The following is a 15,647-nucleotide window of genomic DNA, read 5'->3' on the forward strand; positions in this document are numbered from 1 at the left end:
TGGATCCTGAGATGAACGTGAGCTCTGCAAAAAAGAAAATAGTCATAATGGGGGCAGGCGGCCGGGATTTTCACAACTTCAATATGCTCTATCGCAGCGATCCCACTGTCCGAGTAGTTGCTTTTACCGCAGCACAGATTCCTGGGATCGAGGAAAAGGTATATCCTCCCTCGTTGGCCGGTCCCCATTATCCTGATGGCATTCCCATAGTGCCCGAAAAATTATTGCCGCAATTAATTCGCGAGCAGCTAGTAGATCAGGTAGTCTTTGCTTACAGTGATATCTCCCACGAACTGCTGGGACACCATGCCTCCATTTCACTGGCGGCAGGTGCTGACTTTGTACTCCTCGGACCGCAGAGCACCATGTTAGAGACGCCCTTGCCGGTAATTTCCGTGTGTGCCGTCCGCACTGGCTGCGGCAAGAGTCAGCTGACCAGACATCTCTGCGATCTTCTCCGGCAAAGGCATATCACCACGGTGGTTATCCGGCACCCAATGGCTTACGGAGACCTTGGTCGTCAGCGTATTCAACGGTTCGCCTGCCGGGCAGACCTGGACAGAGAAGCCTGTACCATCGAGGAACGTGAAGAGTATGAACCTCTCATTGCTCGAAATGCCGTGGTGTTTGCTGGTGTGGATTATGGAGAGATATTGACAGAAGTCGAGCGGGAACAACCTCGAGTCATTCTCTGGGATGGGGGCAACAATGACTTCCCCTTCATTCGACCGGACCTGGAAATGGTTGTGCTCGATCCCTTCAGACCTGGACACGGAATGCTCTATCATCCAGGAGAGACCAATTTACGCAGGGCTCATGTCTTGATAGTCAACAAGGTGAACAGTGCCCCTCGCCACTCGATTGAACGGGTCCTGGAAATAGTCCGGCAAGTCAACCCCACGGCCAGGCTGCTGCAAACTGCTTCAACATATGAGGTGGACCGCCCAGAGGCTCTTCAGGGCAAAAGAGTAGTGGTGGTGGAAGATGGTCCTACCCTTACTCATGGTGAAATGCCTTACGGCATCGGCTATCTTGCAGCCCTTGAGCTCGGAGCGGCCGAGATCGTTGATCCAAAGCCTTACGCCCAGGGAACCCTGCGAAAGACTTATTCTGACTATCCTCATATAGCGAAGCTGCTGCCTGCCATGGGATATGGCGAGGAGCAGATGGCAGACCTGGAAGCAACTATAAACTTCACACCAGCAGATGTAATACTGGTAGCCACGCCAGTAGACCTTGCAAAAATCCTTACTTTGAATAAAGAATGCCTCAGGCTGACCTATGACATAGCGCCTGTGGGCGAGCCAACCATTGCCCAGATTCTCGATGAATTCCTCCAGGAGAATGGCATAAGAACGGGGCAGTATGGTTCATCTGGTTGCCTCAATTTTTAGAAGCAGCTTTTTCCCATGGGTTGACACTTGCTTACTACTGGGGTAGCTTAAAATATCGCGTGGTGCAAATACCTTCCTGTGATGACTCACCGAGGGATTGGCTGCAGCTATAAGGACTTCCGACATCAATGGCAAAGAAAAAAAAGGCAAAAGAGACAGGCGAAAGAGTGCTGGAACCGGGAGCAGATTTCGACTTTTCTCCTGAGACGGATACAGCGCCCCTCTCCTCGTACTCCACCGACTCCCTTGTCCCCTATGATCCTCTCAAGCACTATCTCATGGAAATCAAGAGGTATCCTCTTCTCAGCCGAGAGGAGGAGCAGCGACTCGCTATCCGCTACAGAGAAAAGGGGGATCTCGATGCTGCCTACAGACTCATTACTTCAAACTTGCGTCTGGTAGTAAAGATCGCTCTCAGTTTCCAGCGCCACTGGATGCGCAATCTCATGGATCTCATTCAAGAAGGCAATATCGGCCTCATGCAGGCGGTCAAGAAGTTTGATCCGTACCGAGGCTACAAGCTCTCCTACTATGCCTCTTTTTGGATAAAGGCCTATATCATTAAATTCATAATGGACAACTGGAAGCTGGTAAAAATAGGGACAACCCAGGCGCAGCGAAAACTCTTCTTTAATCTGCGCAAGGAAAAGGATCGCCTCCTTTCAATGGGGTTCGAGCCTGGACCAAAACTGCTCGCTGAACGCTTGAATGTCAAAGAGTCGGAAGTAGTTGAAATGGATCAGCGCCTGGGCAGCTGGGAGGTATCTCTGGACGCTCCCATCAAGGAGGATTCGGAAACCGACCAGCAGTCGTTCCTGCCCTCCGAAGAAGTGGCAGTTGATGAACAACTGGCGGAATTCGAGAGAAAAGAAATTCTTCGGGAAAAACTGGCCGAATTCAGGAAAAGTCTACCGGAAAAAGAGCGCTTCATTTTCGATAACCGCTTGCTTTCCGACGAACCCCTCACTTTACAGGAGATCGGTGACCGCTATGGTATAAGCCGTGAGAGGGTACGGCAGATACAGAGTCGGATAATCAAGAACATAAAAACTTATCTCCAGGAAGAAATAGACAATATAGACGATCTCTACTCAGAGGTCTTATAAGGCAGCAGCCAGCTCAGGATGAATGCTGGCATTCATAACGTCCGCACCCTGAGCGGCGAGAGCACAAAAAAAGCCCCCAGCGATGTATTCCCGCACAACACCGTTAGGGGCACCACGGTAGGAACCGCGCAGACCTTATTTCATAATACACAAATTTTCAGGGAGCGCAATACGAATTTTTCTTATTTTTGGCATTTTTTTACCTATTGCGGCATTTCCTTGATGTACTTATAAAAATCGCTGTCAGTAGTCAAAATCAACCTGGTATTTTTTGAGGAACCGCTGCGATAGAGCTCCAGAGTCTTTGAATAGGAATAGAATTCAGGGTCCTTATTGTAGACTTCACCATATATTTTGGTGGCCTCAGCATCCGCCTTGCCGCGAACTTCCTGGGCCTTCCTGTAGGCTTCCGATGAAATTCTCTTCAGCTCTTTCTGCATCTCGCCTTTGATGCGGGCGGCCTCGCCTTCTCCTTCAGACCTATATCTTGCAGCTATTCGTCTTCTTTCGGAGATCATTCTGTCGTACACTTTTTTCAAGACGCTTTCTACATAGTTGATCCTTTTTATACGAACATCAATGAGTTCAATGCCAAATTCAGGGGTGAGCTTGGCCGCAGCCGTACGCATCTGCCTCATGAGTACTTCCCGTCCTACACCGGCCTTCCCTGCCTCTCTGGCCATTTCACTGCCTGGAATGCCACTGGTCTTCTCCACAGTCTCCCACCCTTCACTGCGAATCAAGTCGATGAGATTGTTGTCAGAAACCGTATCCCTGACCACCGAATCAATAATGCCGTCCAGGCGTGATAAGGCAGTGGTCCTGTCTCTAACCCGGGTCAGAAAGAGTAGCGGGTCTGCAATTCTCCAGCGCGCCGTGGTGTCTACCCAGATAAGCTTCTTGTCTTTGGTTGGAATCTGGTTCGGACTGCCGTCCCATTTGAGGATGCGCTTTTCAAACCTGTTTATTTTCTGCACAAAAGGCATTTTCCAGTGAAGCCCGGCCTGGGTTATGGGCTTTGCCACCGGCTTGCCAAACTGGGTAATGACAGCCTGTTCGCCTTCGTTCAAGACATAAAACGAGCTGGCTGCAACAACGGCAACCACGACCACCAGGGCGAGCACTATTTGAAGTCCTTTGCCTTTCATTGTCCGGTGCCTCGTGCTTTCTTCAGATCAAGAAGCGGAATCAACCCTTTCTGCTCGGCATCTATCACGTAAATCTCTTCCACATTATTGAGAAAATCTTCCATAGCCTCCAGGTAGAGCCGTCGTTTGGTAACGTCCTCCGCCTGGCGGTACTGTTTGAGAACCGCCAGGAAACGCTCGGCTTCACCTTTTGCTCTGTTAACTCTAGCCACACCATATCCTTCGGCTTCAGAAATCATCTGCTGGGCATTTCCTTTTGCCTTGGGAATTTCTCTGTTGTAGGCAGCCTGCGCCTGATTGATTTTCGACTCTCTCTCCTGCTCTGCCTCGTTCACCTCATTGAAAGCAGGTTTCACTGATTCAGGAGGTGTGACATTTTGCAGCTTCACGTTTACCACCTGAATTCCCGTCTTATAACTGTTGAGGACTTTCTGCATCTCTGCCTTGGCCTCGGCAGCAATCTCCGGGCGGCCTACAGTGAGAACAAAATCAAAGGAACGGTTGCCCACAACCTGCCGCATGACTGATTCTGAGACGTCCCTGATGGCGCTCGGCACATCCCTGACCTCAAAGAGATAGTCGGTGGGCTGCTGAATCTTGTACTGCACTGTCCACTGGACGTCCACCACGTTCAGATCACCACTGAGCATGAGAGATTCGTGCTCGAATCCCTTCTGGACGAAGCGGGTCCGAACTCCAGCCTCAGCAGTACGGTAGCCGAACTCGGTCTGGAAATTTCGGCCGGTTTTGACCTTGCGCACCATCTCCACCCCAAAAGGCAGCTTGAAATGCAAACCAGGGCCGGTGGTGCGGACCACTTTGCCAAATCGCAAGATAACTGCACTCTCCTCCGCAGCAACAGTATAGAAGCTGGTATAGCCAACGCCAATTATCACCGCCAGTAACATGATCAAGCCCACAGATAGACCTTTCGGGCCTCTGAAGCGAAACTGCTGCCTGAACCGTTGAAATACTTCCTCGAAATCGCGGATGCCACTAGGCCCTCTCTTGGGAGGACCCTGCCAATCCATAGGGCTCATAATGTTCCTTCGTAGGCTGCCTGTTCAAGCCGGATCAAGTATGTGAATTATGTGGGCTATTGCTCGCCCCCAAAAGGTTCGGGCAAATGCCGTGGTCTGCTTCAATGATAATACTATATTCTAAGTATTGTTTCGGCCGTTGGCAATGCTTCACCATGTTTGTCGTCCTGCCGAACTGCAGACCGGAGAAATCTCTCTTACTTGCGAAAGCGTTCTTCCTCTGCCCTTTTCTGGCGGAGATGGGCCATGAGATAGGCAAGCCCCACAAAAAAAAGGGCAAAAAACCCCACCGCCACAACTCCACCTCCTGGATAAAAAAGCTTGACCACCAGGTAAGCGAAGAGGATGCCGAGACCAACTCGCATCAAGAAAATCGACCCAGATCCCATGCTGCTGCCTGTGTTCTGCCGTGCGTTCATCTCTTCAGATCGCACTGCCGTACAGTAATCATCAAGATGCTAAGCCTAGCATCTTTATTCTAGTGGCGCAACCGCCAGGGCAGTTCAAAACTTCTGGCTGATGAGACTGTAAAAATAGGCTAAAGGTAATTTTTTTGAGTTGGTGTCAATAAGACTTTTCGTGATTTTTGAAAAAAGAAATAATCATGGTGTGGTCATGACCTCTAGGATGCTTTTCAGAGCAAAATGAGAGCAAGGCGTAAATGGTCACCTAGAAAAGAGAGATCCACGATTGGCATAGGCAGGCTTGCAGCCTTCGGCTGCCGACTTGTTGCCAGGATGGCGATTGCTACTGCTGTCAGGCTCTCTCTTGTACGGCTGGCAGATTATAACAGGCACAGCTAGCGTTGGGGGCGGCAGGTACTTCCGAAAATTAAGAGTGTTGATTCAGAGATAAGAAAAGCCTCTTATAAAATATCTTCACACTGAATTTCTAGAAGAACCAGTTGATCCAACTCTTCCCAAGGAACCTGGGTACTGGCTGGCAACCTCCCATGATGGTTTGCAGGAGCTCGGTGAATTGACCTCGGCCCACAGTGATCTTGCAACTCCTTCACGGACTCAGCAAGGCGACAAATTCAGAAATGCTGGAAAAATCTTCCACCGCCTTGACAGCAGAGCAGATTCGTTTGGCCCTTCCGGGTCCAAACACTGGATCCGCAACGCTGTGTAATTTTTCCTGCAGTTCCTCCCAGGACATAGGATTGCGGGGATCGCCTCTGGGGGTGCGAATGGTTTTCTCATAAATTTGCCCTCCCTCTGAGAAAATCTCCACTCGCGACATGAGCTCCCTTTTTACCAGGGGATAGAGCTTGCTTGCCTCTTCCCACTCCACTATTTCCACCTTGGCGGCTGTCTCCAAGATGCTGTCATCTGAAATGTACTCTTCTCGCGCCCACTCGGGTCCAGGCTGAATTCCGTGAAGCAGCAGGGCGATCACATATGGGGCGCTGAAGCAGCCGTCAAACGGCGTGGACGGCAAGAAGGTATAATTTTCTACCACCTCGTAGAAGGTATGTACACGAATTTTCTGAACTCTTGCCGGAGCTATATCTTTCTCCCGCAGAAGCGCTTGCACCGCATCCAGGCTCGGGTGAATGTGGCGGCAGGCAGGATAGGGCTTGGTGTGCACCAGAAGCGTATGGAAGCTGTCCATTGACTTTCGCATAGCCTCATAGTCGCATCGATCCGATGAGGCCATGATCCAGAAGCCATCTCTGCCGTCGAAGATGGTTGTGTCGGCAACAAAGCCTTCCTTCGCCAACAGAGCAGAGAGCACCCCTCCATACGAGGTCCAGCCAAAGTTGTTCTTGAGCCACTGGATCTTGCCGTCGATGAAGCCCCATTTTCTCAGGGAAGGCACGGAGGCGTGGATTGCGGCATGACAGAGGGCGTCTCTGGTCTGTTCGCAGGAGAGCCCCAGAAGTCTGGCCGCCACAGCTGTGGCACAGAAGATCTGCCAGGTATTGATGCCGCGCACCACTTTGGTGCGTTCCGGAGACGGCTTGATTCCATTGGAAATGCGAATGCCAACTTCATAGCCCGCAACCACTGCCTCGAGAAAAGCTTTCCCCGGGCTGTCGCAAAGAGAGCCAATGCTGAGTGCCACAGGAACCACTGTAGAACCAGGGTGGCCGTCGTAGGTGTCATCAAAATCAAGCACGGTCGCCAGATACGAATTGACATAAACCGCATTGAGCAGGGGCATCCTGCAGCTGGATCCAAGAATTTGCACTTCCGGCAATCCACCCATTGCCGCAAAAAGGTTGATGATTTTGCGCCCCTGTACCGGTCGACTACCACCGATCATGCAAGCGATGGAATCAAGGACAAGTTCTTTTGCCTTCACGACCACTTCCTGCGGCAGTTCCTCGTAATTGACTGCCAGGGTCAGTTTGGCCAGCACCTCACTCGTTCTCAGTTGCTCTTTCATTTATGTAGGAATCTCCCGAATAAGAGTTGATGGCAGCTTTGCACCGCGAAAATTGATCTTGACAAGGGAAGGACAAACCCTTCTCCGGAATCACTCCCATCGAGGGCTCGATTGAAGCTTGCTCCTCCCATCATCCGGACCGCAACAATTATGGACAGACAAAACCAGCAACTCGAGAATACGGTCTAAACAACTTTTGCCTTGAAAAAGCGAGATAGAGCAGGAACCACATCTTCCAGGCCTGCCTATCTCGCCATTATGGGAGCAGATCAATATATTGCTCTACTATCTCTCCTTCCAGCCGGGAATCGGGTATACGACCTTGCCTGTGGCCACTTCTTCAGGGTAGAGCAACACAAGGCCCTGTTTGCCGCCCTTTTTCTGCACTTGCGTCACCACGAAGGGCATCTTCAACTGCTTGCCTGCCTCGTCGATGGCGTAAGGTCCAGTCATGACCGTAACTTTGTCTGAAAGCTCCAGGGCAGCTTGCTTCAGCTTTGCTGCATCCAGAGAGTTGGCAGTCGTGATGAATTTTTCCAGGAGCACGCCTGCGCCATAGGCAAGAGACGTCTGGAAGTCGGGTGGATTTTCTGCATTTGGAAACTTCTTCTTGAACACCTTTTCGAATTCCACCCGCGAAAGCCCTGCATTGACCTTCCAGTTCAGGCTGTCGTGATACAGGGTGTGGCCGAAAATATAGAGGCCGTCATCCCCCAGATCCGCCCACTGCGGCATGCCCGAATAGACCATGTAAACATAGGGAAACATGAGGTTTGCTTCCTTCATCTGGCGAATCATTGTCTTCTGATCATCCATGTAAGCAGAGGCGTAAAAGGAGTCCGGCCTGGTCATTCTGACCTTCTGCAGCAGCATGGTAAAATCCTTCGTCCCCGGCGAATATTTTTCATAAAGGGTGACTTTGATGCCCTTCTCCTCTGCCAGCTTCTTGGCATACTTGGCGAGTCCTGCAGGGAAAGGTTCATCCACGTAGATGATGGCCATCTTCTTGACTCCCAGAGTCGCCATGTGATCCACTTCAGGCTTGGGCATAAGAGAGACCGGAGTTTCGGTGGCAGAGACAATGTACTTGTAGCCCTGGGCGTAGATGGCGTCCGAGGCGGCCGACCAGATGACCAGCATCTTGCCATGCTTTTCGGTGATCGCTGCTGCCGCGCCCGTAAGCGTTGAACCGAAGGGCGCAAAGCAGACATCCACTTTGTCTTCGTTGATAAGTTTTTCATAGAGTTTGACAACCGTTTCTTTGTCGCTCCTGTCGTCGTAGTAGACAAGTTTTACGGGAATCTTTTTGCCGCCAAGGGCTATGCCGCCCTGTTTATTGACCTGGTCCGCCCAGATTTCTACACCCTTGAACCCCTGTGAGGAGGCAAAGGTGTATTTGCCTGTCGTCGAAATGGTAAGGCCTATTTTGATCACATCCTTGGTCCAGCCCGTATTCGACCCCACAAGCAACACACACAGGGAAAGAACCGCGAGCATAACAAAAAATTTCTTCTTCATGACCACACCTCCTGCAAAAAAGGTTTGCATTTTTCGAGGACTCTCGCCAGGAACATGCGAGAGTCATCTCCCCTACTCCAGCCATCCTTTGATCAGTTCTTTCAGGCCACCTTCAAATTCTTCTTTGCTGCCGCTGATCTTGTTTTCACCAAGCTCCAGCACGTAGATGGCGTCAGATATTTCAAAGGCTTGCTTGACGCGTTGGTCAACAATGACAAAGGTCACTCCTTCACTTTTGAGATCGAGTAAAGTGGCGTAAATCTGGTTGGCAATCTTAGGAGCCAGAGTTGCGGTCGGCTCATCCAGTAAACAGACGTCGGGGTCGGTAAGAAGGCATCTGCCGATTTCCAGAATCCTTTGCTGGCCGCCGCTGAGGAGGCCGGCCGCTTGCCTGCGCTTTTCGGCAAGAATCGGGAAGCGCTCGAAAACTCGAGCTATGGCCGATCGTACCCTCTTTCTGTCTCGCTTGAAAATCCATGTGCCGAGTTCCAGATTTTCCTGCACAGTGAGATCAGGGAAAAGGCTTCGAAACTGGGGAACGTATGCTATTCCCTGCCTGATGAAATCATGCACCCTGAGATGGCTGATCTGTTGGCCTCGAAAATAAATGGCTCCGCCTGTCGGTCTCAGCAGTCCATAGAGCGCCTTGAGAAGCGTTGACTTCCCAGCCCCATTGGGGCCGATGATGCTCGTGATGGACTGCTCGGCAACTTCCACAGAGACGCCTTTGAGGATGTTGATATCCCTGTAGTAGGCCACGCTCAGGTTTTCAGCTTTGAGCAGAACCATGGTCAGCTTCCAAGATACGCTTCGATGACTCGTTCGTCGGCCTTGATCTCTTCTTCTGAGCCGTGCGCAATGACCCTGCCGAGATCAAAGACATAGATTTCATCGGAAAGCCTGTAGACCGACTTCATATCATGGCTGATCAAAATGAACGTCTTGCCCTGTTTCTTCATTGTCCTGACCTGTTCGAAAAATAGGGTCTTGAGTTCCGGGTGCACTCCGGCAAACGGTTCGTCAAGGAGGACAAGCTCCGGGTCGCGCATCCACAGCCGCAGGAGTTCCAATAACTTCTGCTGTCCACCGGAGAGTTCCTCCGCCAGACTGTTTTGCAGGTCCAGCATGCCCACCTGCTCCAACAGGTCCAGGGCTTCACGGTGGATCTGTCGGTTGGACTTGTTGGAGTCCAGAACCGAAGCCAGTATATTGTCCACGACCGTGACTCTCTTGAAAACTCGCGGAATTTGAAAGGTACGCCCTATGCCAAGTTTTGCTGTAATATGAGGGCGCTGCCCGGTAATGGCCTTTCCCTTGAAGCGCACTTCACCCTTCTCCGGCCTGTAAATACCGTTGATGCAATTGAGAAGAGTGGTTTTGCCGGAGCCGTTGGGACCGATGACCGCGGCAATGGTGTTCTCAGGCACCGACAGGCTGATGCCGTCTAGAGCTCTGACTCCACCAAAGGTTTTTACGAGGTTTTCGATTTCGATCAAATATGCCATTTTATGCCCGGGCCGATTCTCAAATTCTGGTCGTCACTCTGCCCAAGAGTCCCTGTGGACGGATCATTACCATCAGAATGAGGATGACAAAAGCAACCACAGGCGACAGTGCCACCGGCATGAAGACCGCACTGACGCTTTCTGCCAGACCGTAAACAACGCCCCCCAGCAGGGCACCCAGAGGCGTTCCGAGGCCGCCGAGGACGATCACCACAAAGGCAATCAATGTGTAGGACTGCCCCATCACCGGTGTTATGGCAGGAAATGTCAGGGTAATGAGACTGCCGGTAATCGCCACCAGTGCCAGGCCGATGCCGAAGACCACCGATGACAGCCGGTGAGCATCAATTCCCATTATGGACACCGCTTCCCGATTCTGGATGATGGCGCGCACCGCCTTGCCAGCATAAGTCCTGTAAAGAAAGAGGCTGATTATTAGAATGGCGCCCAGACAAACCCCTGCACTGAGCAACCTTCCCATGGGCACAAAGATGTCGCCGATGAACACGGACAATTTGTGAAAAGGGAATGGGATGTTCCGGGGATCGGCTTTCCAGATGAGCAGGATGACAGAGGTGATTACCAGGGAGACGCCAAAAAATGTCAGAAACGAGGCCATCTCAGGATCGTCTGAACGCCTGAGCCGCTCCCCGAATATGGCGTGCAGCACCATGCCGAGTATGAAAAACAGAGGGGTGATCAGCAAGATGCTTTCCAGAGCATCGATGTGATAGGAGCGATTCAAGGTGAAAGTCAGATAGGCAGCCAGCATCATGAATTCGCCGTGAGCAAAGTTGACAATGCGCATGACCCCATAGATGATGTTCATGCCGATGCCGACAAGACCATAGATGACGCCCACCAGGATGCCGGAAATGACGGCTTGAGTGATCATTGTCAACATGAAATCATTCATCAGAACAACCTAGTGACCCCGGGCGTCTCTCAGGCAAGCAACGCGCCTTCCACACCTTCACTTTACAATCTGTCGCAGAACAGGCCATCTCTGAAAAGCCGAGCCAACAATGCCGCGCGGCAGAAAAAGCATCAGGAGAATGATCAGCACCCCCAGCACCATCAGGTTCAACACTGGAAATCTTGACCAGATAAAATCGTCGACGCTGTACAGGCAGACGGCACCCAGAACTGGCCCGGTCACTGTGCCGAGCCCACCGAACATGGAGTAGACAATGGCCTTTGTGGTGATCATCAGATTAAAAGAAGTGTCTGGATCGACAATAGCTGTGTACCACGCCTCGATTCCGCCCGCCAGTGCTGGGAGAACCGCAGCCAGAATCCAGGCCTTCAGTCGACAGCGCGGCACATTTATTCCCAGAGTCTCCGCTGCGGCTTCATCGTCGCGGATGCAGCGGAGAGCAATTCCCAGCCGCGCCCGCGATAAATAAAAGGAGATGGCAACTGTGATCGCCATCAAGACTAGCATGAAGTAATACCCGACCAGAGGTTTGTACGCTTTTGAAAGCGTGATGCCAAAACTCCCGCCAGCCCATTGTGAAGGCAGGTTTGAGACGACAATGCGCAGCACCATTGCACAGCAAAAATTGACGATGGCAAAGTAAATGCCCTTCAAACGCAGGGTGGGGGCAAAGAGCAGTGAGGCAAGCCCCCCGGCTGCGCCTGCAGCGAGGATGGCCACGGGCATCGGCACGTGCAGGCGGCTCCACAAGACAGCTGTCACATAGGTGCCAATGCCATAAAACATCACATAGCCAAAAGGCAAATAGCCCACATATCCATAAATAATATTGAAGGAGCTGGCGAGGGTGATCCAGAAAAGCATATAAAAGACAAAGGGAATGCTCACAGGTAGAGCAGGCGCCGCAATCAAGGCGAACAGGCCCCCCGTGATCAGAATCCAGACAAACTTCGAATGGGCGGCAATCCTGTTCACTTTTCACCCCGGTTGTTCCGAAACTCACGGCGCCTGTATGCTGTACAGGCAAAACTTGTCAGGTCAGCACTGAGAGCGCCCCTAAAATGGCAGCGGCAACAGACAATCCTGCTGCTTTCTGCTCAGAGATCCACACCTCGAGGAGGTCCGGCACGGAAATGACTGTCATGGCGAGCCGCACTCAGGGAACGTAAACTGTGCAAAACAGGGGCTGTCGAGTTGAGCTCACCAGACTAGACGTTCAGGTATTTTTCCAGCTCCCAGGGGTGGATCGCGGTGGCAAATTCTTTCCATTCCTTTTCCTTGAGAGCCACAAACTGCTGCAAGAGCTTCTCTCCCAGTGCACTGCACAGCACTTCGTCAGCTTGCAAGGCCTGCAAAGCTTCTTTGAGATTCTCCGGCAGCTCGGCTATGTCTTTTTCTTTTCTCTCCTGTGCTGTCATGGCGTATACATTATCGTTGATGTAGGGCGGCGGCGTGAGCTTCCTGCTGATGCCATCCAGCCCGGCCACCAGGATGGCGCCAAAGGCCAGATAGGGGTTGCAGGAAGAATCCGGATTGCGGCTTTCAATTCGCCTCGCCCCGGGGCTTGAAGCGGGAATGCGCAGCAAACTCGAACGGTTGTTGAATCCCCAGCAGACATAAACCGGCGCTTCCCAACCCGGCACCAGCCTCTTGTATGAATTAACCGTGGGATTGGTTATTGCTGTAAGCGCGCCAGCGTGCACCAGCAGGCCGGCAATAAAGTGGAGTGCCGTATCTGAGAGATAGTTCTCCTTGTCTTGATCGTAAAAAAGATTGACGCCGCTCTGGCTGTCCCGCAAATTGAGATGGACGTGCATGCCGCAGCCGTATGTCCATACAAAAGGCTTGGCCATGAAGGTAGCGATGAGTCCCTTTTCAGCCGCAAAATACTTTACCACCTGGCGGTAAGTGATGGTGTTGTCTGCGGTGGCAAGGGCATCTGCATGGGCAAAGTTGATTTCGCTCTTGCCGTTGGGCACTTCGTGATGACTCTTTTCGCAGACGATGCCCACTGAATCCAGGGCCCGGCTCAAATCCTTTCGAAATTCAGCGCTCTTGTCGTAGGGAGGTATGTCGAAATATGAGCCTCGATCGTGCGGCAAGTAAGCTCCCTTTTCATCTTTTTCCAGTAGAAAGAACTCGATTTCTGGAGCAAGCAGCAAATCCCATCCCGGGCCAAACTCCCTTTTCATCTTGCCGACCATTTTCTTGAGCCAACTTCTGGGATCGCTTGGAAATGGCTGTTCACCGTCGGCCGTGTACACGTCACAGATGAATCGAGCCGTCTTGTTCTCTTTCTCCCCCCAGGGCAGAACTCGATAGGTGGTCAGATCAGGTTTAAGACAGAGATCGCTTTCGTTTACCGGAACATACTTGCATGACGAGCCGTCAAAGCCAATGCCTTCTGACAATAGAGCCTCGAGTCTTCGGGCAGGATGAATGACTTGCCTGATCACCCCGTCGATGGTCGTAAACTGGAAGGCAATGAATTGTATCTCATCCTTGGCGATCTGCTGGGCAGCCGACTGCACGTCCATCTTTGCTCCTTTTTCAGCTCTGGTCCAAGATCAAAAGGGTCTTTAGCAGTGTCTGCGCGCCCCTGCGGAGATTCTCGGTCTCCGTGTGCTCCTGAGGACAGTGGCTGACGCCATGCCTGCAGGGAATGAAAATCATCCCGGATTCAGTAATGCTGGTCATGTGAGCCGCGTCATGACCTGCCATGCTGACCTCTTCCAATGTGCCATATCCCAGGAAGCGGGCCGCCTCTTGTATGGCGCCCCTCACTTTGTCCGAAAAGTGGGTAGGCTGCGTGGCGTAGAGTTCTTCGAGTTGAACCGCCACCAACCGCCTGGTCTGTATTGTGCGGGCTGCCTCCTCAATGGCGCAAGAAATGCGCTGGATGCTCGCAGGATCAAAGCTCCTGACTTCTGCATCCATTTCCACCGCCTCCGGAGTGATGTTGATGGAATTGGGGAAAACATTGAGGCGCCCGATGGTGGCAACCGCCCTGCCCTGTTCGCTGCGGGCGGCGTCCTCCAGGGCGAGCACCAGTTCCGCTGCCGCACAGAGCGCATCCCGGCGATCAGCCATGGAGGTCGTGCCGCAATGGCTGGCCTCCCCTTCTATGCGGATGTGCTTTCGCTTGATTCCTGTAATGCCTGTTACGATGCCGATGTCTTTTTGCAGCCTTTCCAGATGGGCCATCTGTTCTATGTGGAGCTCCACGAAGTAGGCGATCTTTCCCGGCGCAATCTGGGCTTCCTGCAAGCGATCCAGGTCTCCCCCCAGAAAAGCAACCGCATCGCGTAAACTCCTTCCCTGATCATCGTAGAGTTCCAGCAGTTCTTCTTTTTTCAGTTTGCCAGCTACTCCCCGGCTGCCGAAAGTCGACAGACCGAAGGGATTCGGCTCTTCCGAGGAAAAAACCACCAGCTCAAAGGGGTGCTGCGTCAGAATTTCCAGCCGGTCCAGTGCCCTGAACGCTTCGAGAGCGCAGAAGACTCCTGCCGGCCCATCGTACTTCCCGCCGTTTCTCACCGAATCCAGATGCGAACCGCTCATGATGACCGGGGCGTCCTCGAGGCGTCCCTCTCTCCTGGCAAAAATATTTCCCAGTGGATCCAGGCGCACCTCAAGATGCAACTCTTCTTCGGCAATGCGAATAAAGAGGTTGCGAGCTTGCAGGTCTTCCTGGCTGAAGGCTATACGGGTCACCCCCCCGGCATCGTCTCTGCCAATGTCGGCGAAGGTCTCGATGAGCTCATGCAGTCGTTCGCCATCCAGAGAGTTCTTGATCTGCTCGGCAGTGACTTGTAGGTCTCTCACGATTCTCGTTATCCCGCTAGTCTAGACAAAAATCTTGAGGTGGCGCGCAAGTTCTTCAAATTCCATCAATAGGGCAGCGGATTCACTCTGGTTCATTCTGCCCACCTCGGTGACCATCATGTTGAACAGGCAGAGCACAGAACAGTAGGAATCAAAAATTGTGCTGAAGGTGATTGGAATGACAACAGAAAGTTTGCTCAGGGAAACCAGAGGAGCATCAACCTTGTCAGTTATGCCCACAACAGAGATGTCTCGTCCCTGGCAAAACTCAACCAGCTCAATGGTCTCCCTCGGATACCGGGGGAAGGCCAGGGCGATGGCCAGATCCTCTTTCCCCATCTGCAGCAGCGTGTCAAATTCCGCTGTGGCGCCAGTAGTGATGGCACAGACACGACGCTTTACTTTGCCGAGAAAATAGGAAAAATACTGAGCCAGGGAAGAAGAGCCTCTGGTGCCTATAACAGCTACCCGGTTGCTGCCATTAATGGCCTCCACTGCCCTGTCGAAAGCCTCCTGTGGGAAAAAGCGGGCAAAATGGCTGAGCGTGCGTATTTCCCGTAAGATGATGTCATGTTTTTTCTGCAGGCTCAAATTGAAGCGATCTGCAGAGGTCAGCTCCGCTTTCAGCAGCGACTGAAAGGCTTCCACAAACAGGTGATACCTGGGAAAGCCCAATAATTGGGCGAAGCGTATGACTGTGGGTTGACTGACTCCAATTTCCTGAGCCAATTGCGTTGCTGTAAGAAAGGCCACATCGTTGTGGTTGTTGAGCAGATAACTGGC

Annotated in this window: 14 protein-coding genes; 2 read left to right on the forward strand and 12 right to left on the reverse strand. The window is 52.1% G+C overall.

Annotated features, from left to right (window positions below):
• Nucleotides 1-11 precede the first annotated feature (11 nt).
• Nucleotides 12-1,394, forward strand: a complete 1,383-nt coding sequence (locus JRI89_01580; GenBank protein MBW2069923.1) for a GTPase — start codon at nucleotides 12-14, stop codon at nucleotides 1,392-1,394.
• A 128-nt stretch (nucleotides 1,395-1,522) separates the two neighbouring features.
• Nucleotides 1,523-2,500 carry an RNA polymerase factor sigma-32 gene (locus JRI89_01585; protein MBW2069924.1) on the forward strand — a complete coding sequence of 326 codons (978 nt, stop codon included), beginning with the start codon at nucleotides 1,523-1,525 and terminating at the stop codon, nucleotides 2,498-2,500.
• Nucleotides 2,501-2,703: 203 nt separating this feature from the next.
• On the opposite strand, the gene hflC is transcribed toward JRI89_01585, so the two are convergent.
• The 12 genes from hflC to JRI89_01645 all read right to left on the reverse strand — a co-directional run.
• Entirely contained in the window at nucleotides 2,704-3,648 is a 945-nt protein-coding gene (gene hflC / locus JRI89_01590; GenBank protein ID MBW2069925.1) for a protease modulator HflC, read from the reverse strand.
• Complete coding sequence (hflK, locus tag JRI89_01595) at nucleotides 3,645-4,679, reverse strand: FtsH protease activity modulator HflK (protein ID MBW2069926.1); 1,035 nt, start codon at nucleotides 4,677-4,679, stop codon at nucleotides 3,645-3,647. Before hflK ends, hflC begins: the two co-directional genes overlap by 4 nt.
• A 206-nt stretch (nucleotides 4,680-4,885) precedes the next feature.
• Nucleotides 4,886-5,107, reverse strand: a complete 222-nt coding sequence (locus tag JRI89_01600) for a hypothetical protein (protein ID MBW2069927.1) — start codon at nucleotides 5,105-5,107, stop codon at nucleotides 4,886-4,888.
• Between the two features lie 592 nt (nucleotides 5,108-5,699).
• Entirely contained in the window at nucleotides 5,700-7,079 is a 1,380-nt protein-coding gene (locus tag JRI89_01605; GenBank protein MBW2069928.1) for an MmgE/PrpD family protein, read from the reverse strand.
• 285 nt (nucleotides 7,080-7,364) lie between these two features.
• Complete coding sequence (locus JRI89_01610) at nucleotides 7,365-8,576, reverse strand: amino acid ABC transporter substrate-binding protein (GenBank protein ID MBW2069929.1); 1,212 nt, start codon at nucleotides 8,574-8,576, stop codon at nucleotides 7,365-7,367.
• 93 nt (nucleotides 8,577-8,669) lie between these two features.
• Nucleotides 8,670-9,386, reverse strand: a complete 717-nt coding sequence (locus tag JRI89_01615) for an ABC transporter ATP-binding protein (protein MBW2069930.1) — start codon at nucleotides 9,384-9,386, stop codon at nucleotides 8,670-8,672.
• Nucleotides 9,387-9,388: 2 nt separating this feature from the next.
• Nucleotides 9,389-10,102 (reverse strand): ABC transporter ATP-binding protein, encoded by a 714-nt coding sequence (locus tag JRI89_01620; protein ID MBW2069931.1) that lies wholly within the window; start codon nucleotides 10,100-10,102, stop codon nucleotides 9,389-9,391.
• 19 nt (nucleotides 10,103-10,121) lie between these two features.
• Nucleotides 10,122-11,018, reverse strand: a complete 897-nt coding sequence (locus JRI89_01625; protein MBW2069932.1) for a branched-chain amino acid ABC transporter permease — start codon at nucleotides 11,016-11,018, stop codon at nucleotides 10,122-10,124.
• Between the two features lie 57 nt (nucleotides 11,019-11,075).
• Nucleotides 11,076-11,975: a branched-chain amino acid ABC transporter permease gene (locus JRI89_01630; GenBank protein ID MBW2069933.1), complete on the reverse strand. Its 900-nt coding sequence runs from the start codon at nucleotides 11,973-11,975 to the stop codon at nucleotides 11,076-11,078.
• Between the two features lie 272 nt (nucleotides 11,976-12,247).
• Nucleotides 12,248-13,576, reverse strand: coding sequence for a type I glutamate--ammonia ligase (gene glnA, locus JRI89_01635; GenBank protein ID MBW2069934.1), 1,329 nt, complete (start codon nucleotides 13,574-13,576; stop codon nucleotides 12,248-12,250).
• 13 nt (nucleotides 13,577-13,589) lie between these two features.
• A complete protein-coding gene (locus JRI89_01640; GenBank protein ID MBW2069935.1) occupies nucleotides 13,590-14,864 on the reverse strand; it encodes a M20 family metallo-hydrolase in 1,275 nt (424 codons plus the stop codon).
• 21 nt (nucleotides 14,865-14,885) lie between these two features.
• A partial coding sequence (locus JRI89_01645) for a MurR/RpiR family transcriptional regulator (GenBank protein MBW2069936.1) occupies nucleotides 14,886-15,647 on the reverse strand: 762 nt, incomplete at its 5' end.

It is taken from the genome of Deltaproteobacteria bacterium, assembly GCA_019309045.1.
In the GTDB taxonomy this organism is placed as follows: domain Bacteria; phylum Desulfobacterota; class Syntrophobacteria; order BM002; family BM002; genus JAFDGZ01.

What these genes read in the sequence shown, in the direction of transcription:
- JRI89_01580 (MBW2069923.1), top strand. Translation starts at nt 12, where the DNA reads ATGAACGTGAGCTCTGCAAAAAAGAAAATAGTCATAATGGGGGCAGGC.
- JRI89_01585 (MBW2069924.1), top strand. Translation starts at nt 1,523, where the DNA reads ATGGCAAAGAAAAAAAAGGCAAAAGAGACAGGCGAAAGAGTGCTGGAA.
- hflC (MBW2069925.1), bottom strand. Translation starts at nt 3,648, where the DNA reads ATGAAAGGCAAAGGACTTCAAATAGTGCTCGCCCTGGTGGTCGTGGTT.
- hflK (MBW2069926.1), bottom strand. Translation starts at nt 4,679, where the DNA reads ATGGATTGGCAGGGTCCTCCCAAGAGAGGGCCTAGTGGCATCCGCGAT.
- JRI89_01600 (MBW2069927.1), bottom strand. Translation starts at nt 5,107, where the DNA reads ATGAACGCACGGCAGAACACAGGCAGCAGCATGGGATCTGGGTCGATT.
- JRI89_01605 (MBW2069928.1), bottom strand. Translation starts at nt 7,079, where the DNA reads ATGAAAGAGCAACTGAGAACGAGTGAGGTGCTGGCCAAACTGACCCTG.
- JRI89_01610 (MBW2069929.1), bottom strand. Translation starts at nt 8,576, where the DNA reads ATGCTCGCGGTTCTTTCCCTGTGTGTGTTGCTTGTGGGGTCGAATACG.
- JRI89_01615 (MBW2069930.1), bottom strand. Translation starts at nt 9,386, where the DNA reads ATGGTTCTGCTCAAAGCTGAAAACCTGAGCGTGGCCTACTACAGGGAT.
- JRI89_01620 (MBW2069931.1), bottom strand. Translation starts at nt 10,102, where the DNA reads ATGGCATATTTGATCGAAATCGAAAACCTCGTAAAAACCTTTGGTGGA.
- JRI89_01625 (MBW2069932.1), bottom strand. Translation starts at nt 11,018, where the DNA reads ATGAATGATTTCATGTTGACAATGATCACTCAAGCCGTCATTTCCGGC.
- glnA (MBW2069934.1), bottom strand. Translation starts at nt 13,576, where the DNA reads ATGGACGTGCAGTCGGCTGCCCAGCAGATCGCCAAGGATGAGATACAA.